We start from the raw sequence: 26,675 nt of genomic DNA, 5'->3' as shown, positions 1-26,675 counted from the left end.
TAGATAGAATTGAAAAACTACTCATGTTAGTGATGATTGCTTTTGTATGGTGCTATAAGATTGGAGACTATATTGACACTATAAAACCTATCACAATCAAGAATCATGGCAATAGGCTGATTAGTGTATTTAAACTTGGACTTGACTACTTATCAAGATTATTACTCTCTAAAAATAGACACAACCCTTTAAATATCAATTGCTTTAGTTTTTTGTCGTGTACTTAGAAAGTTATTATAAGATTTAAAAGGGACAATCCATAAGGGCTGTCCCTTTCTTTATTTGAATTAGTTATATTTCTTTTTAAAATGTGATTATTCCCAATTCTTTCCAGATTGTGTTCCTAAGTTTGTCTTGTAAAACGAAAAAGAGAATTACTATGAAAAGTTTAAAAACATTATTTGCAGGACTATTTATGTCAATAGCTTTATTAGCTTCACAATCGACATTAGCGAAAGATGTAATCATCACTAAGAGTGAATTACCTCAGAAAGCAAGTAGTTTTATAGATACTTACTTTAAAGATAAAGAAGTGAGTAAGGTAGAGAAAGATACAGATTTCTTATCTGTGTCATATAAAGTGATATTTACAGATAATGTAGAGGTAGAATTTGATAAATCTGGTGAATGGGATGAAGTAGATGGAAACACCACTACATTACCTACAGGCTTTATTCTTGCTCCAATAGTGACTTATGTAGCGGATCATTATAAAGGAGAGACGATTACTAAAATAGAAAAAGAAACTCGAAAATATGAAGTGAAATTAAGTAATGGAGTAGAATTAGAGTTTTCAAAAGATGGGAAATTTAAAAGAATAGATCAATAAATAATAAAAAGAAAAAGAAATGAAGAAAAGAAAAATTGCATTAGCTTTAATGTTAGCAGTAGCGCTAGGTTTTACAGCATGTAGTAGTGATGATAATGGAAAAGAGCACAAAGTAGAAAAAATCACTGAAGAGCAATTACCAGCTAATTCTAAGAGCTTTTTAAAGACAGTATTTCCAAATTCGTCTCTTAGACATGCTACTAAAGTAACTACTCCTAATTATTATGGTTCTCTATATGCTACTCAGTTAGACAATAGAGTAGAAATAGATTTTGATAAGGCTGGAAATTGGACAGAAGTAGAAATGGAGGATGACTCTGCTATACCAGTTGAGTTTTTAAAGAGTGAAGTAGCTCATATCTATGACTATATAGTTAAGAATTATAAAGGGATCTTTATTACTGAGATAGATAGAGATATGAAAAGAGGATATGAAGTAAAGCTTAGCTCAGGTTTAGAGTTGATTTTTAATACTAAACAAGAGTTTGTAGGTATTGACTTAGATCTAGATAGAGATGAGGAGTTAATCTCAGGTACTGATTTACCACAGAAAGTACAAGACTTCCTAAAAGCTCACTTTACAGGAGTAGAGCTTGTTTTAGTGAAGAAAGAGCTAGATAGAGCAGGAGATGAGTATAAAGTATATTTAGCGAATGGTGTAAAGGTAGAATTTACTGCTACAGGTGAGTGGAAAGAGATAGAAGCGAAGAGAAATGTAGTAATTCCATCTACGGTAATCCCTGAAGCAATGAATACTTATATCGTTAAGAACTATAATAAATTCCATATTGAAAGTATAGAGAAAGAGCACAATATTTATCAAGTAGAATTAGTAAACGGAATACAAGAAATAGAGTTAGTATTTGATCAAGAAGGAAATTTCTTACGAATAGATAACTAATTGATACAGTAATACAGAAAGAGCTACCCTGAGGCAGCTCTTTTTTATTTTTCAGAAAGTAAGCTCTCTTTTAAAAGTAATGCCTGACTTCTAGATTTTACGTCTAGCTTTGTATAGGCATTGCTAACATGGTGTTTGGTTGTACTAAGAGATATAGATAGTTTTTCTGCAATTTCTTGATTAGACAAACCATTCCATATCCCTATAATAACGTCTATTTCTCGATCTGTACAGAGGTATTTCTCTCTTAAGAGCTCTTGAAGAGATTGTTCTTTTAAAGGGCTTTTTTCTGTATGATTATTTGCGTTTTTTTCTCTATGTTCTAAATCCTTGTGTGCTTTTTGTAATTGATTAGCCTTAAGGGATTCTAATTCATTTTTAAGAGACTCATGATCCGCTTTAAGCTTCTTTGCTTTGATCCATAAGGAATAACTTGCCAGAGTAAATGCTATACTATAGATGATACGTATCTTATCCTTGTCTACAAATGAAAGATAGTAGTTACCAGGAAATATGGAAAGATAATATGTCATTGAAGTCAGTGCGATTACACTAAATGAATAGGTAATAAAACGGACAGACATATCCTCTTTATAATACTTTAAGACAAGTGCTAAAGTGATTATCGTGGACACTAGTGTACTACATACTATGATGATGAAATACAGTGAGTTATTTGTTTGATAAAGTAAAGTCCCTAATACAATGTATAATAACACTTGAAGGGAATAGAAGTATTTCAGTTTTGTAGGTAATCTCTGTATATCTAAAAAGTAGTATATAAATAATGAGAAAATAAGACAACTAATAGGTATAGATATTGCCAATATCAGTAACTCATTACATTGCTTGTTATATAAAAAATAGAGTACCCCATCTTCTACTAAATAGGTAATAAAGACTGATACGATATATATACAATAAATAAGGATAACTTTTTCTTTAAATAGTGAGTATAAACCAAAGGTTAGCGCTATAGAAAGTAAAAATAAGCTATAAAAAATCTCTATTTTGATCATTGTATTAAGCATAATACTTCTATACTCTGCACGCTCCACAAGTATAAAATTCCCATAATGAACATAGGAAGATTTCGATTTAAAATAGATTATCTCATAATCAGTGATAAAATGGTTCTCTTGATATTGAGGACTTATTTTTCCACCTTCTAAGTCAGTATTTATACTTGTTTTTTCCCATTGACCTTTTTGTTTTGCATAAATATTATAATTATTTACGTGAATGGTAGGAAACTGTAATATAAGCGGCTTGTTTAATAAATTTTGAGGGATGGTTATTTTTAACCAAGTGTTTCCTTCTTTATCCTTAGAATGTTGTGTAGTTGAGTCATGATCTAGTGCCTCGAATTCTAATTGGTTTATTGTAAAATTAAATTGCTCATTGTTAGTTTGGCTTAAACAATAAGTCGTAGGTGTGAGTAGTAGTAAAACTAGTAATATCTGTAATATACTCTTGTTTTTACGACTGTGTAAGGCATTCATGTTTTGTTAGTCAGTGATTTAAGAGGCAAAAATAGTTGTTTTTTAATAATTAAAGTTCACACCTTGAAGTTTTATGGCAAAGTGTGTGTTTTTTTGATTAAAATGATCATAATATCTTTTTTTTCATAAAAAAAAGATATGGTACTTTAGTACTAGTACTGTGTTATGTTGTTTGTTATTAACATGTTAAGTTGTTTTTTTTTATAGGTAATTTGGTACTTTAGTATGAAGCAATTATTAGAAGCTTTTCCTATATTTGTTATTCAAAACAACAAATTTTTAATTCGGAAAGCTTTACATTTAGCTAGCTCAGTGTAGAGTATTTTGTAAAGAATTTTTTCTGAGCAATTGTATTTTCCCCACCTGCAGCACATTCAATTTTTTTCCCTAAGAATTTGTGCTGCAGTCTTTTTTCCCGTCTTTAGTAAGAAGGTATATTGGTTACTCATTGTAGAGGAAACTTTCTAAGTAAAGGAGTTGTTTTTATGTGATTACTTAGTCGATATTCTACCTATATTCCCCTTCCCTAAAAAATATCGCTGTTTTACGGAATTCCTTATTTAAAAAGAGGTAGGAGTATTTATCTTTGTAAGCGGAGAATCAAAATTAATTGTGGTATTATGTAGAAAAAAGGTACACTATATGAATAATATACTACATTAAATATTTCGTGATTCTATCATTTTTATAATGTTAGAACTATTTTCTATAAATAAAATAATATTTATCTGGTTTTATATTCGAGATATTTGATGTTTTTTAATCTTCATTTAACATAAAGAGAATATAATTAGTAAATTTGTATCCTAATTTAGGGAAATAAAAAAAGATATAAGATATAATCTAGTTTATAAATGGTTAATAAATTGTTTTATTACTATTTATAAACTAGGCAAAAAAGAAGAAGTATGAAAATTGGAATAACTTTTAGCGCATTTGACTTATTACACGCTGGGCACGTGAAGATGTTAGAAGATGCAAAACGTCAATGTGACTTTTTAATTGTAGGATTACAGACTGATCCTACTTTAGATAGACCTGAAAAAAACAAACCAACTCAATCAGTAGTAGAAAGATATATTCAACTTAAGGGATGTAAGTTTGTTGATGAGATTGTACCTTATGCTACAGAACAAGATTTAGAAGATATCTTAAGATCATTTAAAATTGACGTTCGTATTTTAGGAGATGAGTATCAAGACAAGAATTTTACAGGACGTAAATATTGTGAAGAGAAAGGAATAGAGCTTTACTTTAATAGTCGTGATCACCGTTTTTCTAGTAGCTTATTGAGAAAAGAAGTTGCAGAAAAAGAGAATAGTAAATTAGTGAAGATAGGATAGAACTATCTTTAGTATGAGATATATGAAGCACAATTGAATAATCAGTTGTGCTTTTTTATTGTTGGGTATCTTTTACCTTGGCATTGATTTAAATTAAGCTGTTTGTAGATTTAACTATAAATAATATAATATTTAACAGATTAGTTTGTGTTTTTTTTGTAATTTGCTACTAACTAATAACGACAATAATTTTTATTTCTATATGAAATAAGAGTTGTTAATTAAAAAGAAAAAGAAATGAAAAAAGTTTTAAGTTTAATCGTTGTATTTTTTGGTTTAATGACTGTAACTATGGCACAGACAATCACAAGAACAGATGTATCTATTTTCCCTGCTCCAGAGAAAGGATATAAGCAAGTAGTAATTGAAGTACCGCACTCTTCTAAAGATGATAGTAAGAAGATCGAGTTTACAGTAGGTAAAATGATGGAGGTAGACGGATGTAATCATTTTAACTTAACGGGGACATTAGAAGAGAAAGATCTTCAAGGTTGGGGATATAGCTATTTTGTATTCACAACAAAAGGAGATGTGGTTTCTACGATGATGGGATGCCCTGATGCAGCTAAGAGAAACTTATTTGTAAGTGGACAACCTCATTTAACACGTTATAATGGTAAATTACCTATCGTAGTATACGTTCCAGAAGAATATGAAGTAAGATTCAAAATTTACACTACAGACGGTGACGAATACAAAGCAAGTGAAGTAAGAAGAAAAAAATAAACCAACTAGTAGGAGATGAGTCTTCCTTATCTTTTAATAATGGTTCATAAGAATAAAGCCTCTTAAGTAATTTAAGAGGCTTTCTTTGTAGAATTATTATGGTGGTGTTAATTATAACCTTTAGCAATATCTTCTAAGAAGATCTTAAATGAAGTAGCTCCAGAACCTGATAAGAACCAAGCATCTGGATCTAGATAGATAACTTTATTCTGCTTATAGGCATTTACTTTTTCCAGTAGTGCATTAGTGATATGAGTTGGCTTATTTGTATTTTGTACAATGGCATCTCTATCTATAATAAATAAGATATCAGGATTGTGTTCTAAGATAAACTCACTATTAATCATTTGTCCATGATTATTAGCAATCTCTGTGGTAATATTGGTTGCACTTCTTACACCGAAGTCTTTAAATATAAATCCATAACGCGTATTCTCGTCGAATAAGCGGAAGTTTCCTTCCGAGTGGATGATCACCATTGCTTTAGCTTCACTTTTAGCAATAAGAGCTTTTAAATCGCTTAAACGAGTATCTAAATCTTTTGATAAGGCTTCTGCTTTTGATTTGACTTGATATATTTTGCCAAGTAGAAGAATATTGTCCTGTATATACTTTAGATAGTTATCTCCTTTATTAGGGATACCTAACATTAAGGTAGGCGCTATTTTTATCATTTCATCATAATCTGCTGGGAAGGCGTTATCCATAAATACAAGATCAGGACTTAGATTAGCAACAGCGTCAAAGTTTGGTTTAAATACTGCACCTACATCTACGATACTCTTATCCTTTTCAAGATGCGATAAATACTTAGGAGTGAACTCTTTTGCCATTCCCTGAAACGGAATTTGCAATTCGTTCATATTCTCCATAATACCTCTTTCTAAGACTGCTACAGTTTTGGGTTGTATAGGTACTTGTACCGTTGTTTCATTGTTTTCTATTTCTATAAAATTAGAAGCTTCTGTTTCTTTTTGACTTTCTTTACAGCCTGTGATGGTTAAGGCTAGTAAAGCAAAAGTTATTAATTGCTTTCTCATAACGATTACTATTTTTTAGATTTTGATTTTTTGTTTCGGCGTCCCCACCACACTAAGAATCCTGTGATAGGAAGACTAGTTGCAATAATACCAGCTATAAACGTTGAGAACTTACCTAGCTGTCCCCACCATTGCCCCATATGTATCTGCCAAACTAAGTTGTCTACTTTATCGTAGATCTTTTGTTCTTTGCTATTATTCACCATTTCTCCAGTAAATTTGTCAAAGTAAATAGCTTCTTTTCCTTCTTCACTTTTTAGACCAGCGTTAGTACCTAAAAAGAATGGATATATACTTACATTGTCATAATTATAGGTCCAGATTCTGATGATTGTTTTATCTGGGTGTAGGTCAAATGCTTTTTGGATTAGAACATTCGTATCATAATAGGCTAAATCTTTAGTCGCTTCATGGTCTCTAGGATAGTCTTGTAAGGTATAGAACCACATTTTACCATCTCCTCCGAATAGACTTACAGTTCCTTTCATTAAAGGACTGAAGAAGATAAGTAAACCCGTCATTCCAAGTAGAAAGCAAATAATAGCACTATAGAAACCAAATACATTGTGTAGGTCATAATTTAGACGTTTAAACTTAGCTTTCCATTTAATCTTAAAACTACTATCTCTAGTCGCTTTTGTCCATTTTTTAGGCCACCAAAGGACTAACCCAGTCAAGGTACTTAAGACAAATATAATAGTAGAGATTGCTACTATCCAACCTCCCGTTTTACCCATTAAAAGATTAGAGTGAAGTTGTGCCATAACATAGAAGAAACTGATTGAATGATCTTGTTTTAGTACTTCTCCTGTATATGGGTTAATATAGATAAAACTTAGCTTTCGATCTTTTAAATCAACTGAGTTAATAACCCAGCTTTTAGAAGGATCTTTATCTACTACAATATAGGAAAAGCTATGACTAGGGAATTTCTCTTTGTGTAAGGCTGTAATCTCATTTATTTTTAGTGGAGTTCCTTTAGGCTCTACATAGCGAGCTTCTTTTCCTGCAGACCACTGCATGATTTCATCTCCATATACAATGATAGTGCCTGTAAGAGAGACGAATACCAATATAATACCAGCCACAATGCTAGGCCATAAATGTAACCAAGCAATGATTTTGGAGAAAGTTGATTTACCTTTTTTCTTCATGAGATAAGTAGACTTATAGTGATAGTGGGGAGTTACCTATAAAGTAAAACGGCTATAACTATGTTGTTTAAAAGTTATTTAGATTTAATTCAAATTGTTGTGATGCGAAAATAGTAGTAAATTTGCCTCATCATCTACGCAAAAAGTATTAATAAATCTACGAGTTATGAGTCTTTTATATCAGCAATATCAAGAGGTATTAAAGAATATTCCAAACCGCATTGAGTGGGGGAGTGGTGAACAGTACAAAGAGAGATATGGGCAGTTTACCTTTAAAGGTATTCCTATTAAACAGAAGTTTATTGATCATCCCTATTTTATTATCTCTTATGGAGAGTGGAGTGTACCTACTCCTGTAGATGTCGCTGTTATTAACGAAAAGAGTACGTTCAAGCTCATGTTAGAGTTAGAGGGGTATTCCTGTTATTCTACTCCAAGAGAAACGATAGAGGTTCCACAGGATTGCTTTAATTTGCTTTATGTACCTCGTGTAAATGGACACTTGAAGTATAAAACAAATAGAAAGGTAGTAGAGGTTCTTTTTGATGAAGACTATTTTGCACAACTGGTAGAAACTAAAATACCTGCTTTGGCTTCTTTTTTAAATTTAGTTAAACAAGGAAAGACGACTACACTATTTGCAAAAGCAAAAACAATCCCAGTAGAGATACATCAGTTATTATTGAATATTTTACAGAGTGAGGTTCATCCAGATTTGAAACTAGTTTATTTAGAGACTAAGGTAATAGAACTTTTACTGTTAAGTGTCCAAGAGTCTTTAGAGAGACAGGTGGCTCCGATAGAAGAGATCAAGTCTATGAATGATGCGGATAAGCTACTACATATTAAAACTTGGATAGATAATCACTTTTTGCAAGACATTACATTCTCTATGTTAAGCCAGAGATTCTATATCAATGAGTATAAACTGAAGAAGTATTTTAAAAAATACTATGAGTCTTCTTTGATTAGATATGTAAGAGATTTGCGTTTTGAGCATGCATATCAGTTATTGTCTTCACAGAAATTCTCAGTCAATAAAGTTGCTGAATTACTTCACTATGAGTATCCTCAGCATTTTGCTATTGCATTTAAGAAGAAATATGGCGTTCCTCCGAGTACTTTAATTCACCGAAAATAAGAGTGAAGAAATAAGACCTTGTGCTAATTAAATATTAAAAAGAAATTATTATTTAGAGTTAATTTAAATTAGGAGGTCTTTTTAAGTACCTTTGTCACTTTCAATTATTAGAATAGTAATAATTCTTTAGTTTGGTATCATGGTTAAAGAGACATTGATAAATGTAGGAGAACGGTATGCTAGTCATGGCATAAAAGGGAATATACAGTTGTTAGATATGGAAGAGTTACATATCGATCACGTCTCTTTACAGCATAAGACTAGACAACAAAAAGAAGTACTAAGGGACCAGAAGCACATTGAGCTTTTCTTTTTGTTTCAAGGAGAACATTTTTATCAATCCAATAAAAAACAATGCGTCAATACTTCTACAGGACGTTTTAGTTTTTTTCATCTGCCTTATATCGATGGTTCTCTTGCTTTTAATCCTGTTGAAGAAAATTACAGTGCTATAGGTATAGAACTAACGTTACCTTATTTAGAGCGTGTATTTAATGGAGATCTAGAGCTGTTAGGAGACTTTGGCAAGTCTTTGTACAGTGAGAGAGAAAGTACTTTTTCTTCTAACTTAATGATTGTTCCAGAGATGAAGAAGTTACTGTATGACTTAGTCAATAATTCTTATGATGGTATGATGAAGAAGATTTATATGGAGACCAAGATTGTAGAGCTTCTTCTTTTAGTGATTAAATATAGTGGAGATTATAAATATGAGATGGTAAGTGGTTCACTGACGAGGAGTGATGTTGATAAACTATATTATGTCAGAGAGTTAGTGAGTAATAATCTTCAGAATCCATATTCTTTAAGAGAGCTTTCTAGATTAGCAGGAATCAATGAGTTTAAACTAAAAAGAGGGTTTAAAGAACTGTTCTCTACTACCATTTTTAATCATCTCTATGATGAACGTATGGAGCTAGGACAGAAGTTATTGATAGAACAAGATTTGTCTATAGCAGATATCGCTCAACAAGTAGGGTATAAGAACCCAACCCATTTTACAGCTGCTTTTAAGCGCAAGTTTAATGAATTACCTAAAGATGTAAAGAGTGGTAATTTTGTCCAGTTTTAACCCAGAATCCCGATAGACCTATTAACGAGAGTAAATTATACAAAACATCTCTGAATTTATGAAAAAAGCATACTATAGTATGGTTTTTTCATAAATTCAGAGATGTAAAGTAGAATTTATTCGTAGTATCGGGCGAATACGATTCTGGGTTTACGAATCAAGAGCCAATCCCTTTTTAGCTAAAAATAAACAGTGCAGAAGGAGGAAATATCAAAAGTAAGGTGATTGCTTTTAGTATTGTTCTACACTGTTCAAAGTAGCTAGTAATTGGGGTTACTAACCGAATTTTTTACTTCCAGCTACGCATAGAATAACGCCTACAGTTACTGCAATCATAGCTGTGCTTACGTGTTCGTTTAAAAGACTTGCTGCAAGTGCTAGACCAAAGAAAGGCTGTAATAACTGTAGTTGTCCCACAGAGGCAATACCTCCTTGTGCTAATCCTTTATACCAGAATACGAACCCCACAAACATACTAAATATTCCTAGATATGACACTCCTATCCATGCTTCTTTGCTTATTAGAGAAGGTACTTCAGGAGCTGTGATCAGCATAATCGGTATAGATACGGGAAGAGATAATACAACTGCCCAAGAGATAACTTGCCATCCGCCAAGAGATTTAGATAGTTTAGCTCCTTCAGCATAACTTAGTCCACATAATAAGATAGCGATAAGCATTAATATATCTCCTATAGGGGAACTTGTAACTCCTTGCATAAAGGCAAATCCCACTACTAATAGACATCCAAGTATAGAGAATAACCAGAAGATAGACTTTGGTTTTTCTCCACCTCTCCATACTGCAAATACAGCAGTACACATCGGTAAGGTACCTAAGAATACTAGTGAATGTGCTGAGGTGATATATTGTAACGCTAATGCGGATAATAAAGGAAATCCAATAACCCCGCCTATAGCGACTATAAATAAAGGCAATAACTGTTTTTTAGTAGGTCTTTTTTCTTTAAAGATAAGTAGACATAACAGTGCTAATATACCAGCAATACCTGCTCTAGCAGCTGTTACGAATATTGGGTCTAATTCTAGTACAGCTACTTTAGTAGCAGGCATAGAACCACTGAATAGAAGTACTCCTATGAATCCATTGATCCAACCACTTGTTGAAGTTTGTTGTGTTGAATCAATTACACTAGTTTGTTTCATTTTCTTGATGTTTTATTTTTTAACAAAAATATACTGTATTAGCATGTAGTACAGTATCAATTTTGTAATTTTGGAAGGACACAGTTAAGATTGTTATGGAACAGAATTATTTGTATTTGAATATAGCAGATGCTATTGCTAGTCAGATTAGAGCAGGCGTACTAAGAGAAGGAGACAGACTTCCTTCTGTAAGAATGTTGTGCACAGAACATCAAATTAGTATGAATACAGCCAAACGAGTGTATTTAGAACTAGAAACACAGGCATTAATAGAGTCTAAGCCTCAGTCAGGCTATTTTGTAAGTAATCTATCCTATACAGATATTCCTTTGCCTCAGCCGAGTAATCCTATCTTTTTAGCAAATAATAAGGAGCCTAAGGAGATTATTCGCAAGGTATATTCTAATATGGGAAATAGAAAGCTGACTTTGTTCTCGTATAGTACATTATATGATGAGTTTTTGCCTTTGGCCAAAATGAAGAAAGAGATTATAGCAGCCTCTAGATCATTAGTAGATGGAGGGGTAGAATATGATTCTGTACAGGGCAATCTTAATTTGAGGAGAATGATCGCACAGCGTTCTATCACTTGGGGAGGTAGTCTTAAAGAAGAAGATATTATTACGACTAATGGGAGTATGAGCGCTATTTCGCTGTGTTTATTAGCATTGGGCAAGCCTGGAGATACCATTGCAATAGAAAGCCCTTGTTATCCAGGTATCTTTCAGCTAGCTATTGATTTAGGATTTAAGGTGATTGAGTTACCCACAGATCCTGTATCAGGTATTGATGCGCAGTCTCTTAGAGATGCAGTAGAGCATATCGATATGTGTCTATTGATCTCTAATTATAATACCCCATTAGGAAGCTGTATGCCCGATGAGAACAAGAAGGAAATAGTAGAACTCTTAGAGAAACACGATATCCCTTTGATAGAGGATGATGTCTATGGTGATATGTACTTTGGTAATCACCGTCCTAAATGTTGTAAAGCTTTTGATAAGACAGGTAATGTGATCTGGTGTAGTTCTGTATCTAAGACTTTGACTCCTGGATATCGCGTAGGGTGGGTGTCTCCTGGTAAGTATAAGAATAAGATCATGCATCAAAAGTTAGTACATCTAATCTCTACGCCTCCTTTAATGCAAGAAGCTGTAGCTAGCTTTATGCGCTCAGGCAATTATGATAAGCACCTGCGAAAACTTAGAAAAGAGATCTATAGCAATTATCAGAAATATTTGAATACTATTATTACTAGTTTTCCATTGGGTACTAAGGTTAATCGTCCTCAAGGTGGATTATCACTATGGATTGAGTTTGACCCTTCTATTGAGGCGATGGATTTATATGACTTAGCTATTGCGGAGGGCATTAGTATAGCCCCAGGTAGAATGTTTACGGTACAAGAACAATTCGAGAACTGTATCCGACTGTGCATAGGCCTGCCTTGGTCAGAGAATGTTGAAGCTAAACTTAAAAGAGTAGGAGAGTTGAGTAAACAATTATTGAGGAAATAAAAAGATTTTCTAGTTTTATAATTTAAGTGATTTTATTTTTTTGAATATAAACACATGTAATTGTTTGTTAAAATAAATAAATATCGTTTTGTGTTGCAATATTTTTTGATTTTATTCGTTTTAATTAAATAAAACTCAAAAACTTTATTTCGCAATTATGAAATTATACTCTTTAACTGAATTGAACGATGTTTTAAATGGCGTTGTTGTAGGAAGTACATTAAGACAGATTAGTACAGCTGAGCAGTTGGAAAAAGCAAAAGAATGTCAAGTCTCATTTATAGGTAATAAAAAATACGAACGCTTATGGGGGGAATCAAAAGCCCCTATTGCTATTGTAAATAAAGATATTTCTATTCTACCAGGTATAGATAGAGCGTTTATTAAAGTAGATGATGTTGATTTAGCATTAGCGAAGTTACTTACACTATTTGCGCCTAAGATGCCTGTTTTTAAAGAAGATATTCACCCTAATGCCACGATAGATAGTACAGCAGTGATAGGTGAAGGAGCTAGAATAGCAGCTGGTTGTGTAATCGGCGAGAATGTAGTAATTGGAAAAAATGTAAAGATGTATCCTAATGTCACTGTATTAGATGACAGTACGATTGGTGATAATACGATATTGTGGTCTGGTGTTATTGTGCGTGAGCGCAGTCATATCGGACATAATTGTATTTTACATCCTAACGCAGTGATTGGTGCTGATGGTTTTGGTTTCTGTCCTTCTCCTGAGTTAGGGTTAGTGAAGATACCTCAGATCGGTAATGTAGTTATTGGTAATTATGTTGAAATAGGAGCCAACTCATGTGTAGATAGAGGAAAGTTTAGCGCTACTATTATTGGAGATGGTTGTAAGATTGACAATCTTGTTCAGATAGGACATAATTGTGAGTTAGGGAAATTCTGTATTATGGCTGGTAATAGTGGTTTAGCAGGTTCAGTTACACTAAAAGACTTTGTGGTGATTGGAGGTAGTGCTTCTATTAAAGATCACGTTACTATCGGACAAGGTGCTGTAGTAGGAGCTGGATCAGGAGTGACTGGAGATGTAGAAGCAGGTAAGACAGTATTAGGATACCCTGCTCAAGAAGCAAAAACAACCTTGAGACAATGGGCTGCACTAAAGCAATTGGTAACCAATAGAACAAAGAACTAATCTTTTAACCCAAAATATGCAATAGACATATAAACGAAAAGTAATTACACAAAATAGGTCTGAATTAGTGACAAAAGTATACACTAGTATGGTTTTAGAGCTAATGAAAAAGCTATGAAGTAGAATGGTTTTGCAGTATTTAGGTTTAATAATAATCTATAGGCGACTAACTGATGGAAGTTAGTCGCTTTTTTTATATACCTCTATTTGTGATGATTCATTTATTAATCTTGATAGATTCTATTGATATACTGTAAGGCATTCGTAGCTTCTTCTACATTTACTTTTAGGACAAGTCGTTTACCTAGTTCTATTTGTAGTTCTTGAAAGAAAGTAGTCATGGTGTGAAAGGCTTCCCATGTATTTTGAATATTAGCATTGCTATAGGTTCTTAATACCTTATTGTAGTCTTCATCGCTTAAGTAGTTTTTAATGAATTTACCTGATTTGCCTATAGAAACGTTAAAATGGTGTTCACTCCCTATTTTCCAAGCTAGTAACTGTAAGAACAAAGGACGGACGACAGACTCCATCATATCTTTTGCATATACTCTTTCCTCTCTAGCTAATCCCTTAGCGACATTAGTAGAACACCACCAAAACTCATTACACACTTCTGTAAACTCCCGTTGAGTAGGGCGTTGTACATGATAGTCAATATCAGAAGACTTAGGTATGTCTTTAAATATTCCATCTTTGTCTAGCCATACGATAGAGAGACTGTCCTTTTTATATTGCTCTAATTGATCTACTGGGAATAGGATAAGGTCTAATCTACTACCGTCTTCATAGATCATTAAGTAAGCATACGAAACAGAAGGAAGATCCTCTTCGTTACCTAAGTGCATATCATCAGGTAACTGTTGTATTGCTGGCTGTCCAAAGGTTTTGTAGACAATACCTTCTTTCTTGATATTTTCTATATCAGTCACCATATAGATGATATCATAATCTTGGTACTGATCAGGAGTAACCATCGGGTTAGCCCTTGAACCATTGAGAATAACAGCTTTAATGCGGTCATCTTGTTTGGCTAATTGAAGGATCTCTGTTTGTAAGGGTGAAGCCATATAGATGTTTTTAAGACGAATAAGCAAGATAATTAAATTAAAATGATTCACAGTGGTGTTTTTAGGAGTAGAATAAAGTTTTTTAATAGTCTAGCATTGCCACTCAAATACAATGCTATTACTCAGCAACTAAAAAAATCTATAGATAAGGGCGTATATTTCACTTGATCTGCATAATCATTATGGAGAAAGTTCTACATTAGGAAGAGGTACTAGGAGGTAATAAATGCCTGTGTGTAGCTCTAATTGAAGATAGTTACTCCTCGTTCTTACTCTTCAAAAACGGCAGTGGTCGCATAGTTATCGCATAGTGATGGCATACTGCTTGCATATTTTTGCTCGCTTTTTATGCGATCACTATGGGATCAAATTATGATAAGTATATCATCATAGCTATATATAGGGCATCAGGGGGATAAGTCAACGACTTCTAATACTGAGTTCTAAAGTAAATGAAGTACTGTCTTCCTTTTTAATGAATCTAAATAATACTCCTTCTTACGTCTTTTATATTCCTTTTAGCGTCAGTACTCAGGCAAAGTGATGCCTACTTTTGCCCTATCAATAAGAGAGATAGTCTTCCACAGAGCTATTCTATAAGAGAGATCAAGATGAAAATACCATACCTTACTTTATCCTTAATCGCTGTTTTATCATTTAATTCTAAATCTGTTTTTGCACAACAAGATACTTTACAAAATACAGGGTTAAATGAAGTGATTATTCAGAGAGAGACTAAAGCCGAAAAAGAAAGTCGTCAACCTATACGTGCTACTGTACTTGATGTAAAAGCGATGAAACAACAGCCATCTAGTGTGATCGAGCTGATGAACAGAACAGTAGGTGTACGAGTGAGACAAACAGGGGGATTAGGTAATGCTACTAATTTGATGCTAAACGGTTTTGAAGGAAAGGCGATAAAGTATTTTAAGGATGGGGTTCCGATGGATTATTTAGGGAATGCCTTTAGTTATTCTATTGTACCGCCTACGATGATTGATCGCATTGAGATCTATAAAGGGGTGGTACCTGTAGCCTTAGGGGCAGATGCACTAGGAGGAGCAGTTAATATCGTAACGAAAGAACCTGAAAGTAATCAATCTGTAGATGTATCTTATCAGATAGGTTCTTATAACACCCACAGAGGTACCGTAAACGCTTATTTTCAAGATAAAAAGACAGGCTTATTTGGAGGAGTAAATGCTTTTATTAATTACTCTGATAACAATTATAAGGTCAATGTGCCTTACACTGATCCAGAAACGGCACAGGTAAGTAGAGAAAAACACAAACTGTTTCACAACCGTTTCTCTAATGGATTTGTAGAAGGGTTTGTGGGAGTGAAGAACAAGACTTGGGCAGATGAGTTGCGTTTGACTGTAAGTAGCTTTTACATTAATAAACAGCACAATTACGGGATGACGATGAACTATCCATTCGGAGGAGTGACGAGTAATATGAATTCTGTAGTGCCAACACTTCGCTATCGCAAGGCTTTTTTAGATAAAGACTTGAAGTTAGATCAATTCCTTGTCTACAATACACTGCATTCTAGTTATACAGATACAATTAAAGGGTTTTACGATTGGAGAGGGAAGTTTACTCCAGTACCTAGTAAGAATGGAGAAGCGACTACTAGTGGAAGCATCAAAAAGTTACGTTATTATAACTTCGTATCTCGTACTAATCTATCTTATCGATTAGACAATGGATTTATAGAGTTAAACTCTGTTTACAATACCTCTACCCGCCGTGGTTCTGACCCTTACGGAGAGACATTTCCTTTCTCTAAGATAGATATGCTACAGCGTTCTGTAGTATTCCAAAAGTGGATTACAGGGTTAAACTGGAGATTATATGCCTTAGATGATCGTCTGACGAATGATTTATCAGCGAAGTATTACTACTTGCGTACAGAAGGGTATGAGAGTGCGCATGGAGACACTTCGATAGAGCAGAAAAGATCTAAAACAAAAGGGAACTGGGGTGTATCAGAGTCGTTAAAATATCAGATTAACGATCGTATGTATGCTAGATTCTCAGGAGAAGTAGCCGTACGTCTACCAGAGCAAGAAGAGTTCTTCGGAGATGGAACATTCACGCGTACCAATTTTGCTTTAAAACCAGAAAAGAGTTGGAACTATAATCTAGGATTTAACTATAATAATCAAACCAACTTCATGACAGAGGTCAATGTGTTCTACAGAAGAACACATGATATGATCATGCTGTTAAACACGGGTATTTTTGGTAGTTACGAGAACATAGAAAAGATAAAAGGAGTTGGAGTAGAGATAGATGCAGCATATTCTCCATTAAAGTGGTTGAGACTGTCTGGTAACGTGACGTATCAAGACTTTAGGTTATATGATAAAGAAGATAAGACATATGAGGGGTCTCGTCTGAGAAATACACCTTATTTCTTTGCTAATCTTGGTCTGCGTACTTCACATGACAATGTATTCAAGGCAGGAGACAAGTTCTCGTTCTATTACAACTACAGTTTTGTAAAGGCTTATTACCTAGACTTTATTCCTAAAGAATTTGAGCCTAGTGGTTTCTTAGGATTATGGGGAAAAGCACAAGTTAACGCAGAGGCCTATGTGATCCCTGATCAGAATTTACATTCTACAGGAGTGGTGTGGAGTTATTCACCTAAACTGTCTTTCGGTTTAGAAGCTAAGAACTTGTTTAACAGTGAAATATTTGACAATTATAAAATACAAAATGAAGGATTTAGTCTTCATTTTAAAGTGAATATGTCTCTTTAGGAGAGGAACAATTTAGAAATACAGAAACTTATCATTAAAACACAATAAATCTATTAAAATGAAAAAAAGCATTTTTAGTACTAAAACGATAGGAGCATTAGCAATGGCAGGGTTATTTGCTTTTGCATCATGTTCATCAGATGATAACTCAAGTTCAGAGCCTACTAAACCAGTTGAGCAAACGAAGACATCTTATGCGCTATTAACAGCTACATTAGGAGTACAGCCATTCGTAGGATACTTATCTAACTATGATAAAATGCCTGAAGGAGATTTAGACAATATCCATAAGGGGTCATTACAGATAAAAGGGAATGGAATGAAAGCGTATGGAGAATGGGTATTCCAACGTCTTCAATTAGGACGCGTTTCTTCTCCTGATGACGGTATCTTGAGATATTCTATTAACGCAGATGGTTCTTTATCAGAGACAGGTAGAATCACAGGTATGTCTTCTAACTTTTATGTACATGATAAAACGACTGGATATTATGCTGATATAGGAAGAGGATTGTTAAAGATACAAGTATTCAATCCTTCTACAATGCAGCGTACAGGAGAAATAGACCTTTCTGTAGTAGAAGATAAAAAAGCAGAGTACCAAGCTGTGGGATCTCGCTTTATCGCGTCTAAAGATGGAAAATTATATGTAGATATCATCACAGGGACTAAAGATGGACAAGGTAGTCAGATGAAAGACCCTGCTCCAGGATATATCAAACTAGCAGTGATTGACATCGCTACTGGTAAATATGAAAAAACGATTCAAGATAACCGTATCAGTTATGTAGGATATGGTGGTAACGCGAATCAAATGTGGACTATGGGAGATGATGGAGCGTTATATATGTGTTCTCATGGGTTCGGAGTAAATGGAGCGAATAACGGTTCTGCTATTGTTAGAATTAAAAAAGGAGCAACAGAAATAGATAAAGATTGGATCATTAAGATTGATGATTATGTAAAGAATACTACAGTTGGTTCAGTAGGGGTAAAAGATGGTAAATTATATACTGCATGGAGTGATAAAGCATTCTCATACACAGATATTTTGCCAAACCCTAATTTTACATACTATGCTTTTGATAAAGAGAATATTGCTGCAGGACCAAAAGCAGTAACTGGTATACCTCAATCTACTTATGCATTCCAAGATGCTCAAGCGATTACTACAATAGATGGTAAAGTGTACTTCAGAGTAGTGAATAACAAAGATTACAACGGATACTTTGTATTAGGATCTGATAATGTAGCTAAACCTGCGTTTAACATCGGTAAAGGTGGTCAAGTATGGGGCTTAGTGAAATTAGAAAAATAATAAGTTTAATTATTTAGAACTCTTTATAGAGTTTGAATGCAATAGTAGAGGAGTTTTCTTCTCTACTATTATTTTTTATGGTTTATGGGAAACAGGGAACGGGAAACGGAAAACAGGAAAACAGGGAAACTGGAAACTGGAAACTGGGAACGGGAAACTGGGAACGGGAAACAAGAAATGGGAAACAAGAAATGGGAAACCGATGGCATGATAGCTCAAAGTAGGGAGACTTTGCAACGAGAACAGAACAAAAAACGATTTCACAAAACAACAAAACAACAAAATAACAAAAAGAATATGGCAACAGATAATGTGCTATGGCGTATTGTAAAACCAGTCAAGAAGAAGCTAAACTTTGCAATGGCTCTTTCTGTGGGGTCTACTTTATTGACAATAGCCAATTTAATAATATTAAGTTACCTAATTAATGCACTGTATCACGGAAATACAACACAATTGTTGTATCTATTCGGAGCGATGATCTTATGTGTAGTCGTTAGTTATGTATTACGTCTAAAGTCATTTGACGTATCCCATTACGCTGCTTTTGATTTAGAAGCTATCTTGCGTAAGAATATTAGTCATCATTTGGCGAAGTTGCCATTGGGGTTCTTGACTGAGACAGGTTCAGGAGCATTGACTAAAATCTTAAATGAGGATGTTCGTTTATTACATGGATTTGCGGCAGATAGTACCCCATTATTTGTGCGTACGTATGCCTTTCCAGTAGTTACTTTGGTTGCATTATTCTGGTTTGATTATAGAGTAGCATTAGTTTGTCTAGCTATTCTTATCGTAGGGCTTGGGTTCTTAGCATTAGCAATGAAGAATAAGACAGAAGTAACACATCAATTTAATAAAGCAAAAGAAGATATTAATGTGGCCGTGATAGAGTATGTACAGGCAATGCCTGTAGTACGTGTATTCGATGGAGGAGAGAAATCATTTGTGCGTTATGAGAATGCTTTACAACGCTATTTATCTATTATCACTTTGTGGTTTAAGGAAAACGGATTGAATGCTAAGTTGTCCATGTTTATTTTAAACCCGCTACCTACATTTATTATTTTACTTGTATTAGGGACGTATTGGTTCCAACAAGGGTCTTTGAGCTTTGTGTCTTTTGTAGCCTCTTTATTACTGGGGACAGGAATGATAGAGTCTATTTTGCCTTACCGAAGTTTGACTAATGTGATCTCTAGAGCTGCAATCAGTGCAAAGCGTATAGAAGAATTACTAGAAGTAGAACCTTTAACTTCTACAGGAGAACAAACTACGGTAAACGATACAACCATTGAGTTTGACAAGGTATCTTTTACTTACCCTGGTAGAGAGGACAAGGCATTAAATAATATCAGCTTTACAGTGAAACCAGGTACTTTTACTGCTATCACAGGAGCATCAGGAGCAGGAAAGTCTACTGTAGCTCGTTTGTTACCTCGTTTTTGGGATGTTAGTGATGGAGAGATAAAACTGGGCGCAACAGATATTCGCCAATTAAAACCTGAGGTATTATTAGATACGATATCATTTGTGTTTCAAGACAATTTTATCTTCTCTGATACGATTGCTAACAATATCAGAATGGGCGCAGAGGAAGCTACCTTAGAAGAAGTAATGGAAGCGGCTAAGGCTGCCCAAATACACGATTTTATTATGCAACTTCCTAATGGGTATGAGACCTTAGTAAAAGAAAGAGGAAATAACTTCTCAGGTGGACAAAAACAACGTCTAGCGATTGCTAGAGCTATATTGAGAAATAAACCTATTCTTATCTTGGATGAGGTAACTTCATTCTCAGATACAGAAAACGAACTATTACTGATGCGTGCTTTCCGCAATCTGATGAAGGACAAAACAGTCATTATGATCGCTCATAGATTAGAGACAATCAAGAATGCGGATCAGATCATTGTGATGGATAAGGGAAGCATTAGCGAGATAGGAACACATGAACAATTAGTAGCTAATCAAGGAATATATCAAGCGATGTGGCAATCGTATACACAAGCGAGAAATTGGCATATTAAATCAGATAAGTAATAGAGATGAGTAAAGTACAAACAAATAAGAGCAGTTCTTTTATCGGTATATTATCTAACCTGATTAAAGCAGCAGGTCCGATGGGTGGACGACTGCGAATGAGTTTAATATTGATATTGTTGTCTTCTGTTTTTCAAGGAGCAGCTTATACTTGCTTTTACCCTATATTTATGAATATAGGAAAGGGGCAGCCTGAGCAAGTATGGTTTTATATCTGGATAGCATTAGGCTTCGTCGTGATTAGTGCTATCTGTAGATGGGTAGGGCAAGACTATGACTATGGAGGTTTTTCTTCACAAGCACAGTATGATCTTCGCAAAAGACAAGGGGAGAAACTGAGAGAGATGCCTTTAGAATTTTTATCTAATAAACGCTCTGGAAAGTGGAGTGCCGTGATTAGTAATAATGTAGATGAGGTGATCTCTTACACCATTACAGTGTCAAGTTTGATGATGTATGGTGTGATTACACCTATATCAGTAGGGCTGATGACTTTCTTCTTTGACTGGAAGATTGCGATCGTTATCTTGATTTTATTCCCTGTGATTATTCCTTTGTACCGTTGGAGAAAACCTGCTTATGATCGTGGAATGTATTATTTAAATGAAGTACACTCTGAGCTAAATGCAGAGTCTATAGAGTTTATTCAAGGGTTGCCTGTGCTTAAAGCAAGTAATGGTATAGAGCGTATCGTAGTTCGTTTAAATAAAAGCATTGACAAAGTAAGAGAAGTGCAAATCTTCGGGCATGGCAAGGGGAGTACTCCTAACCTGATTATTACTTCTGCTTTAGAAGTAGGGATGTTAGTATCATTGGGATTGGGAATATTGTTTGTGCTAAAAGCAGATAGCAATATGATGATCATGACAGCCTTAATGATTATCGTGATTCGCTTTTCAGAGTTGATCTCTAGCTTTGTACCGATGACGATGATATTTAGCCTGATGGAAGCAGGATATAAGCAAATTACAGCCATGTTAACTGCTCCTGTCTTAGAAGTAAAGACACCTCAAGCGAAACCTACCTCTTATGGTATAGAGTTTAAAGAAATAGACTTTTATTATGAAGATGCTCAAGAAAAAACTTTGTCTAATATCAACTTATCTATTGCACCGAAGTCTATTGTAGCTTTAGTAGGGCCTTCAGGTTCGGGTAAGACTACGCTGGCAAGAATGATTATGCGCTATGCAGATTGTCAGAAGGGAAGCATTAGTATAGGAGGAGTTGATATTGCTAATTTGAGTCAAAACGATTTGTTGAGTATGATTTCTGTGGTATTCCAAGAGGTTTATTTATTTGATGATACCATAGGTAACAATATCCGTATGGCGAAACCTACTGCTACTCAAGAAGAAATAATAGACGCGGCTAAGCGTGCTCAATGTCATGACTTTATCAGTCAATTGCCTAAAGGGTATGACACATCTATAGGAGATATGGGAAATACCTTATCAGGTGGAGAACGTCAGCGTATCTCTATTGCGAGAGCACTGCTTAAGAACAGCCCAATAGTCATTCTAGATGAACCAACGTCTTCTCTAGACTCTTTAAGCGAACTAGCCGTACAGCGTGCTATCGATGAGCTAGTGAAAGAGAAGATTGTGATTATCATTGCACATAGGTTATCTACAGTCAGAGGCGCGGATAAGATATGTGTGTTAGAAAAAGGTCAGATAGTAGAGGAGGGAACACATGAAGCTTTAATGATAAAACAAGGTAAATACTGTGACCTATGGGAAGCAGAGAAGCAAATAGAGGCTTTGTTTTAAGAAGAAATAGCAATTGTATTATATAGATCAGAAGGACTAAGGACAGATAGTAGACTCATTTGATAAGCTTACCCCAAGTTCGCTTTTCCTTAGTTCTTTTTATGTGAAAGCTTGTGATATTGTATCACAGGCTTTTTTTGTTTTAATGGGGGTAGAGATAAGAAGGTATTACTTTATAATCAGAATAAATAGTATGGTCTTAATGTAGTAAATAACTAATAATTAGTTTTTTAGTATGGTTTTCTGTATTTTGTGTACGGGATGACAAAAAAATACTGAATGACTATAAAATAGTAAAAAAAGCTAAGTGATTTTAGTTTATTTTTGCGCCTTTAATTTTTATTTGCTTTATAAAAAAATGCCACAAGAATTACAGTTACAAGTTCTTCCTGAAGTTGCAGGTACAGCTGATTTATTGACGCAGTACGTTGCAAACCATGTGAAGTGTTCTCCAAAGGACATTAAGCATATCACGATCTTAAAGAGATCTATCGATGCGAGACAACGCACCGTAAAGATCAATTTAAAGGTTGCTGTTTTTTTTGCCGATGAGGATGTCGTGCACAGACATATTGATTTTCCAGAGTATAAAAATGTAAAGGATGCTCCACGTGTTATCGTGGTAGGAGCAGGACCTGCGGGTTATTTTGCAGCCTTACAGTTAATCGAGTTAGGGGTAAAACCTATTGTAGTCGAAAGAGGAAAAGATGTGCGAGGTCGTCGTCGTGATTTGAAAGCAATAAATATCGATCATATCGTTGATTCGGATTCGAACTACTGTTTCGGAGAAGGAGGAGCGGGGACTTACTCAGATGGTAAGTTGTATACACGTTCTAAAAAGCGTGGTGATGTCAATCGTATATTAGAGTTATTAGTAGCCTTCGGTGCATCACAAGACATATTAGTAGAAGCACATCCACATATCGGAACGAATAAACTTCCAAAAATAATGCAGGATATGCGTGCTAAGATTGAGGAGTTTGGTGGAGAAGTGTTATTTGAGAAAAGAGTAGTCGACTTTGTGATCAAAGGAAATGAAATAGAAGGAGTTAAACTACACAATGGCGATGTGATCGAAGCAAAGAAAATAATCTTAGCTACAGGACACTCAGCTCGTGATATCTATGAATTACTAGACCGTAAGAAAGTCTTGATAGAAGCAAAGCCTTTTGCTTTAGGAGTACGTGCAGAGCACCCACAGACGCTGATAGACAAGATACAGTACTCATGTGATTACAGAGGAGAGTTTCTTCCTCCAGCACCTTATTCTATCGTGAAGCAGGTCAATGGTCGTGGGATGTATTCATTCTGTATGTGCCCAGGTGGAGTAATTGCACCTTGTGCTACAGCACCAGGAGAAGTGGTAACCAATGGATGGTCACCGTCTAAACGCGATCAAGCAACAGCCAATTCGGGTATCGTAGTAGAGTTGCGTCTAGAAGACTTTAAGCCTTTTGAAAAGTTCGGAGCCTTAGCAGGTATGGAGTTTCAAAAATCGATAGAACAACAGGCTTATAGGGTAGCAGGAGAGACACAGCGTGTACCTGCACAGCGTATGGTAGATTTCTCTCAGTCTAAAGTGTCAGAGTCTATCCCTAAGACGTCTTATCTACCTGGTACGACTTCTATAGAGTTAGGACAGGTATTCCCAGGCTTCTTGACGCAAATCATGAGACAGGGATTCCAAGAGTTCGGCAAGTCGATGAAAGGATATTTCACGAATGAGGCTATCTTACACGCTCCAGAGAGTAGAACATCCTCTCCAGTGCGTATCCCTCGTGAGGATTATACTTTAGAACACCCTCAGATCAAAGGACTTTATCCATGTGGAGAAGGGGCAGGATATGCAGGTGGTATTGTTTCAGCAGCCATCGATGGTGAGAAATGTGCGATTATGTGTGTCGAGAGCATGCAGTAATGAATATGGTTAACGGTTATCAGTTGACAGTTAACAGTATTGCCTATGACATTTGGCATGTATATCACGCAATCATAGGGATGATTACATATATCTGATTTCCAGTAAATAATAGTCCTTTTTAAAGACATAAAGTTTAATATACAAGCCTGATTACGAGAGTAGTTAGGCTTTTTTTGTCTGCTTGAGCAGGGAGGTTCTTTGTCGGATTTATCTATATTTGTTAAGTTTTACGGAACATCAGGTAAGTAAAGATACAAAAGCTGTATTTTTATAAACTGAGCCAATTAGTTTAATTTAAGCGTGTATGAAAAAAGTGTTATATAGTTTATTGCTGTCAATTATAGTGATGAGTTGTACTGCTAAAGAGAAAGAAGTCGATTTTAAGAGTCTTAAAGAAAGAGGTGGAGTGCTTTATGAGATCAATTCTGAAAAGCGATTTACTGGTATTGCAAAGAGCTATTATGAGAATGGACAATTAGAGGTAGAAGATAGATATTTGGATGGTGTCTTACAAGGTATCACTAAGAGCTATTATGAGGATGGTGAACTAAAAGGGGAAGCTAATTATAAGGGAGGAAAACTAGAGGGAATGCTTAAGAAGTATAGTAAAAAGGGAGTTTTAGTGTCTGAAGCTAGTTATAAGAACGGAAAGATAGAGGGATTAAAGAAGAGTTATTCAGAGCATGGGCAGTTAATTACTGAAGCATATTATATGGGTGGTGTCCTTCATGGCCAGCTTAAAGGGTATGATGACAAGGGCGTACTTACTGGAGAAGCAAGTTATGAGAATGGAATAGAAAACGGAATAACGAAAGGATATTATGAGGATGGACAAGTACAAATGGAGGCAAATTATAAGAATGGAGTATTAGACGGAGTGGTTAAGAAGTATTATAAGAATGGACAACTAAAGTCAGAAGTTAATTACAAGGAAGGATCTCTTCACGGAATGACAAAGGGGTATGATGAGAAGGGAAAATTAATAGGAGAAGCTAACTATGAATATGATGTACTAGTAGGAGATATTAAGCGATATTAGTGAAGTACTGCTTAGTGTATAAGATAATTTATAAATGGATAGTTTAACGACTCCCATTATGCTACGACCCATTCTTAGGAATGTTTTTTTTGTTGCTTCTACCTACCCTCAAAGAGTATCCAAAAGATTGAAGTAGAACATATCAAATCCTTACTAACCTAAGTGAGCGCTCATTCTTTGTTAAATTTGTGCCAAGTTTTTCTACATAACACTTGTTTTAAAAGGAGATTAGCATGGATTATAAGAGGGATAGGTATTTACATAACAGATGGATAATTAAGTGATTTGTTTACTGTGTAATCACACAACATTTACGTGCCTAACATCGAGCAACTTCCTGTTGTGAATTGCTTTCAAATTATTGTAAATTTACTGTGTAATCACACAACAATAGATTATTGATTAAGAAGATTGAGCAAGTTGTGAATTGCTTTCAAATTATTGTAAATTTACTGTGTAATCACACAACTAATAACTAAAATCAAATAACTATGTACGTGTTGTGAATTGCTTTCAAATTATTGTAAATTTACTGTGTAATCACACAACTTTTAGACAACTTCTAATCGCACTATATAGGTTGTGAATTGCTTTCAAATTATTGTAAATTTACTGTGTAATCACACAACAACGCAGATTTTACGTATAATGGAATAAAAGTTGTGAATTGCTTTCAAATTATTGTAAATTTACTGTGTAATCACACAACAGTCTTTGTAGAGAAGAACGCTCGCTTTATGTTGTGAATTGCTTTCAAATTATTGTAAATTTACTGTGTAATCACACAACTATTGCTAAGAAGTTGCCCCAAGAGATAATGTTGTGAATTGCTTTCAAATTATTGTAAATTTACTGTGTAATCACACAACGACAAAGATGGTAAAATGACACTCGTGGGTGTTGTGAATTGCTTTCAAATTATTGTAAATTTACTGTGTAATCACACAACGAGAAGACCAATCGCAATGAAATGCACGCAGTTGTGAATTGCTTTCAAATTATTGTAAATTTACTGTGTAATCACACAACCTTAGTAGATAAGTTTACATCTTGGATAGAGTTGTGAATTGCTTTCAAATTATTGTAAATTTACTGTGTAATCACACAACAAGATGTTGTTTTGACCCCTATAAACCTAGAGTATTTTTAAATTTTTAAAGTATAATGTTTTAGGCTACTTTTTCTCTGCTACA

The 26,675-nt window shown here is 34.6% G+C and carries 19 protein-coding genes, 1 pseudogene and 1 CRISPR repeat array; of the genes and pseudogenes, 15 read left to right on the top strand and 5 right to left on the bottom strand.

Going from position 1 to position 26,675, the window contains the following annotated elements; translation table 11 throughout:
* The 3 genes and pseudogenes from HX049_RS16525 to HX049_RS16515 all read left to right on the top strand — a co-directional run.
* Positions 1-227 (top strand): annotated as a pseudogene (locus tag HX049_RS16525) (IS4 family transposase); the annotation flags it as partial.
* A 152-nt stretch (positions 228-379) separates the two neighbouring features.
* Positions 380-829, top strand: coding sequence for a PepSY-like domain-containing protein (locus HX049_RS16520; protein WP_286417277.1), 450 nt, complete (start codon positions 380-382; stop codon positions 827-829).
* 19 nt (positions 830-848) lie between these two features.
* Complete coding sequence (locus HX049_RS16515) at positions 849-1,730, top strand: PepSY-like domain-containing protein (RefSeq protein ID WP_286417275.1); 882 nt, start codon at positions 849-851, stop codon at positions 1,728-1,730.
* A 44-nt stretch (positions 1,731-1,774) separates the two neighbouring features.
* On the opposite strand, the gene HX049_RS16510 is transcribed toward HX049_RS16515, so the two are convergent.
* Positions 1,775-3,232, bottom strand: a complete 1,458-nt coding sequence (locus tag HX049_RS16510; RefSeq protein ID WP_286417272.1) for a LuxR C-terminal-related transcriptional regulator — start codon at positions 3,230-3,232, stop codon at positions 1,775-1,777.
* A 908-nt stretch (positions 3,233-4,140) separates the two neighbouring features.
* Between HX049_RS16510 and HX049_RS16505 the strand changes: the two genes are divergently transcribed.
* On the top strand, positions 4,141-4,575 hold the full coding sequence (locus tag HX049_RS16505) for an adenylyltransferase/cytidyltransferase family protein (RefSeq protein ID WP_006258385.1): 435 nt from the start codon (positions 4,141-4,143) through the stop codon (positions 4,573-4,575).
* 237 nt (positions 4,576-4,812) lie between these two features.
* Positions 4,813-5,301, top strand: a complete 489-nt coding sequence (locus HX049_RS16500; protein WP_286417270.1) for an ecotin — start codon at positions 4,813-4,815, stop codon at positions 5,299-5,301.
* 107 nt (positions 5,302-5,408) lie between these two features.
* Here HX049_RS16500 and HX049_RS16495 read toward each other — a convergent pair whose 3' ends face one another.
* Both HX049_RS16495 and HX049_RS16490 read right to left on the bottom strand, forming a co-directional pair.
* Positions 5,409-6,341 carry a siderophore ABC transporter substrate-binding protein gene (locus tag HX049_RS16495; RefSeq protein ID WP_286417267.1) on the bottom strand — a complete coding sequence of 311 codons (933 nt, stop codon included), beginning with the start codon at positions 6,339-6,341 and terminating at the stop codon, positions 5,409-5,411.
* Between the two features lie 8 nt (positions 6,342-6,349).
* Positions 6,350-7,495: a PepSY-associated TM helix domain-containing protein gene (locus HX049_RS16490; RefSeq protein ID WP_286417264.1), complete on the bottom strand. Its 1,146-nt coding sequence runs from the start codon at positions 7,493-7,495 to the stop codon at positions 6,350-6,352.
* A gap of 166 nt (positions 7,496-7,661) precedes the next feature.
* Here HX049_RS16490 and HX049_RS16485 point away from each other — a divergent pair, with 166 nt between their 5' ends.
* Positions 7,662-8,636, top strand: coding sequence for a helix-turn-helix transcriptional regulator (locus HX049_RS16485; RefSeq protein ID WP_286417261.1), 975 nt, complete (start codon positions 7,662-7,664; stop codon positions 8,634-8,636).
* A 139-nt stretch (positions 8,637-8,775) separates the two neighbouring features.
* Complete coding sequence (locus tag HX049_RS16480) at positions 8,776-9,708, top strand: helix-turn-helix domain-containing protein (RefSeq protein WP_286417259.1); 933 nt, start codon at positions 8,776-8,778, stop codon at positions 9,706-9,708.
* Between the two features lie 276 nt (positions 9,709-9,984).
* Here the strand turns inward: HX049_RS16480 and HX049_RS16475 are convergent, their stop codons facing one another.
* Positions 9,985-10,875 (bottom strand): DMT family transporter, encoded by an 891-nt coding sequence (locus tag HX049_RS16475; protein WP_286417257.1) that lies wholly within the window; start codon positions 10,873-10,875, stop codon positions 9,985-9,987.
* Between the two features lie 95 nt (positions 10,876-10,970).
* On the opposite strand from HX049_RS16475, the gene HX049_RS16470 reads away from it, so the two are divergent.
* Entirely contained in the window at positions 10,971-12,392 is a 1,422-nt protein-coding gene (locus HX049_RS16470) for a PLP-dependent aminotransferase family protein (RefSeq protein ID WP_286417256.1), read from the top strand.
* Between the two features lie 157 nt (positions 12,393-12,549).
* Positions 12,550-13,551, top strand: coding sequence for a UDP-3-O-(3-hydroxymyristoyl)glucosamine N-acyltransferase (lpxD, locus tag HX049_RS16465; RefSeq protein ID WP_286417254.1), 1,002 nt, complete (start codon positions 12,550-12,552; stop codon positions 13,549-13,551).
* A gap of 224 nt (positions 13,552-13,775) precedes the next feature.
* Here lpxD and HX049_RS16460 read toward each other — a convergent pair whose 3' ends face one another.
* Positions 13,776-14,621 carry an aminoglycoside 6-adenylyltransferase gene (locus tag HX049_RS16460; RefSeq protein WP_286417252.1) on the bottom strand — a complete coding sequence of 282 codons (846 nt, stop codon included), beginning with the start codon at positions 14,619-14,621 and terminating at the stop codon, positions 13,776-13,778.
* Between the two features lie 611 nt (positions 14,622-15,232).
* Between HX049_RS16460 and HX049_RS16455 the strand changes: the two genes are divergently transcribed.
* From HX049_RS16455 to HX049_RS16430, 6 genes are all read left to right on the top strand, one after another.
* Complete coding sequence (locus tag HX049_RS16455) at positions 15,233-17,392, top strand: TonB-dependent receptor (RefSeq protein WP_286417251.1); 2,160 nt, start codon at positions 15,233-15,235, stop codon at positions 17,390-17,392.
* Positions 17,393-17,450: 58 nt separating this feature from the next.
* The gene (locus tag HX049_RS16450; RefSeq protein ID WP_286417248.1) at positions 17,451-18,710 is read left to right on the top strand and encodes a hypothetical protein; all 1,260 of its coding nucleotides are present in this window, start codon (positions 17,451-17,453) and stop codon (positions 18,708-18,710) included.
* Between the two features lie 177 nt (positions 18,711-18,887).
* Positions 18,888-20,753 carry an ABC transporter ATP-binding protein gene (locus tag HX049_RS16445; RefSeq protein ID WP_286417245.1) on the top strand — a complete coding sequence of 622 codons (1,866 nt, stop codon included), beginning with the start codon at positions 18,888-18,890 and terminating at the stop codon, positions 20,751-20,753.
* Positions 20,754-20,758: 5 nt separating this feature from the next.
* Positions 20,759-22,522, top strand: coding sequence for an ABC transporter ATP-binding protein (locus HX049_RS16440; RefSeq protein WP_286417243.1), 1,764 nt, complete (start codon positions 20,759-20,761; stop codon positions 22,520-22,522).
* A 358-nt stretch (positions 22,523-22,880) separates the two neighbouring features.
* On the top strand, positions 22,881-24,440 hold the full coding sequence (locus HX049_RS16435; RefSeq protein WP_286417241.1) for an NAD(P)/FAD-dependent oxidoreductase: 1,560 nt from the start codon (positions 22,881-22,883) through the stop codon (positions 24,438-24,440).
* 307 nt (positions 24,441-24,747) lie between these two features.
* Entirely contained in the window at positions 24,748-25,482 is a 735-nt protein-coding gene (locus HX049_RS16430; protein WP_286417238.1) for a toxin-antitoxin system YwqK family antitoxin, read from the top strand.
* A gap of 339 nt (positions 25,483-25,821) precedes the next feature.
* Positions 25,822-26,591: a CRISPR direct-repeat array (repeat unit 50 nt; unit sequence GTTGTGAATTGCTTTCAAATTATTGTAAATTTACTGTGTAATCACACAAC).
* Positions 26,592-26,675 lie beyond the last annotated feature (84 nt).

This window comes from Myroides odoratimimus, from assembly GCF_030326305.1.
Lineage (GTDB): Bacteria > Bacteroidota > Bacteroidia > Flavobacteriales > Flavobacteriaceae > Flavobacterium > Flavobacterium odoratimimum_A.
The sequence above is the reverse complement of the archived record's forward strand: the minus strand, read 5'-3'. Positions and strand labels throughout refer to the sequence as shown.

What these genes read in the sequence shown, in the direction of transcription:
- HX049_RS16520 (WP_286417277.1), top strand. Translation starts at nt 380, where the DNA reads ATGAAAAGTTTAAAAACATTATTTGCAGGACTATTTATGTCAATAGCT.
- HX049_RS16515 (WP_286417275.1), top strand. Translation starts at nt 849, where the DNA reads ATGAAGAAAAGAAAAATTGCATTAGCTTTAATGTTAGCAGTAGCGCTA.
- HX049_RS16510 (WP_286417272.1), bottom strand. Translation starts at nt 3,232, where the DNA reads ATGAATGCCTTACACAGTCGTAAAAACAAGAGTATATTACAGATATTA.
- HX049_RS16505 (WP_006258385.1), top strand. Translation starts at nt 4,141, where the DNA reads ATGAAAATTGGAATAACTTTTAGCGCATTTGACTTATTACACGCTGGG.
- HX049_RS16500 (WP_286417270.1), top strand. Translation starts at nt 4,813, where the DNA reads ATGAAAAAAGTTTTAAGTTTAATCGTTGTATTTTTTGGTTTAATGACT.
- HX049_RS16495 (WP_286417267.1), bottom strand. Translation starts at nt 6,341, where the DNA reads ATGAGAAAGCAATTAATAACTTTTGCTTTACTAGCCTTAACCATCACA.
- HX049_RS16490 (WP_286417264.1), bottom strand. Translation starts at nt 7,495, where the DNA reads ATGAAGAAAAAAGGTAAATCAACTTTCTCCAAAATCATTGCTTGGTTA.
- HX049_RS16485 (WP_286417261.1), top strand. Translation starts at nt 7,662, where the DNA reads ATGAGTCTTTTATATCAGCAATATCAAGAGGTATTAAAGAATATTCCA.
- HX049_RS16480 (WP_286417259.1), top strand. Translation starts at nt 8,776, where the DNA reads ATGGTTAAAGAGACATTGATAAATGTAGGAGAACGGTATGCTAGTCAT.
- HX049_RS16475 (WP_286417257.1), bottom strand. Translation starts at nt 10,875, where the DNA reads ATGAAACAAACTAGTGTAATTGATTCAACACAACAAACTTCAACAAGT.
- HX049_RS16470 (WP_286417256.1), top strand. Translation starts at nt 10,971, where the DNA reads ATGGAACAGAATTATTTGTATTTGAATATAGCAGATGCTATTGCTAGT.
- lpxD (WP_286417254.1), top strand. Translation starts at nt 12,550, where the DNA reads ATGAAATTATACTCTTTAACTGAATTGAACGATGTTTTAAATGGCGTT.
- HX049_RS16460 (WP_286417252.1), bottom strand. Translation starts at nt 14,621, where the DNA reads ATGGCTTCACCCTTACAAACAGAGATCCTTCAATTAGCCAAACAAGAT.
- HX049_RS16455 (WP_286417251.1), top strand. Translation starts at nt 15,233, where the DNA reads ATGAAAATACCATACCTTACTTTATCCTTAATCGCTGTTTTATCATTT.
- HX049_RS16450 (WP_286417248.1), top strand. Translation starts at nt 17,451, where the DNA reads ATGAAAAAAAGCATTTTTAGTACTAAAACGATAGGAGCATTAGCAATG.
- HX049_RS16445 (WP_286417245.1), top strand. Translation starts at nt 18,888, where the DNA reads ATGGGAAACAAGAAATGGGAAACCGATGGCATGATAGCTCAAAGTAGG.
- HX049_RS16440 (WP_286417243.1), top strand. Translation starts at nt 20,759, where the DNA reads ATGAGTAAAGTACAAACAAATAAGAGCAGTTCTTTTATCGGTATATTA.
- HX049_RS16435 (WP_286417241.1), top strand. Translation starts at nt 22,881, where the DNA reads ATGCCACAAGAATTACAGTTACAAGTTCTTCCTGAAGTTGCAGGTACA.
- HX049_RS16430 (WP_286417238.1), top strand. Translation starts at nt 24,748, where the DNA reads ATGAAAAAAGTGTTATATAGTTTATTGCTGTCAATTATAGTGATGAGT.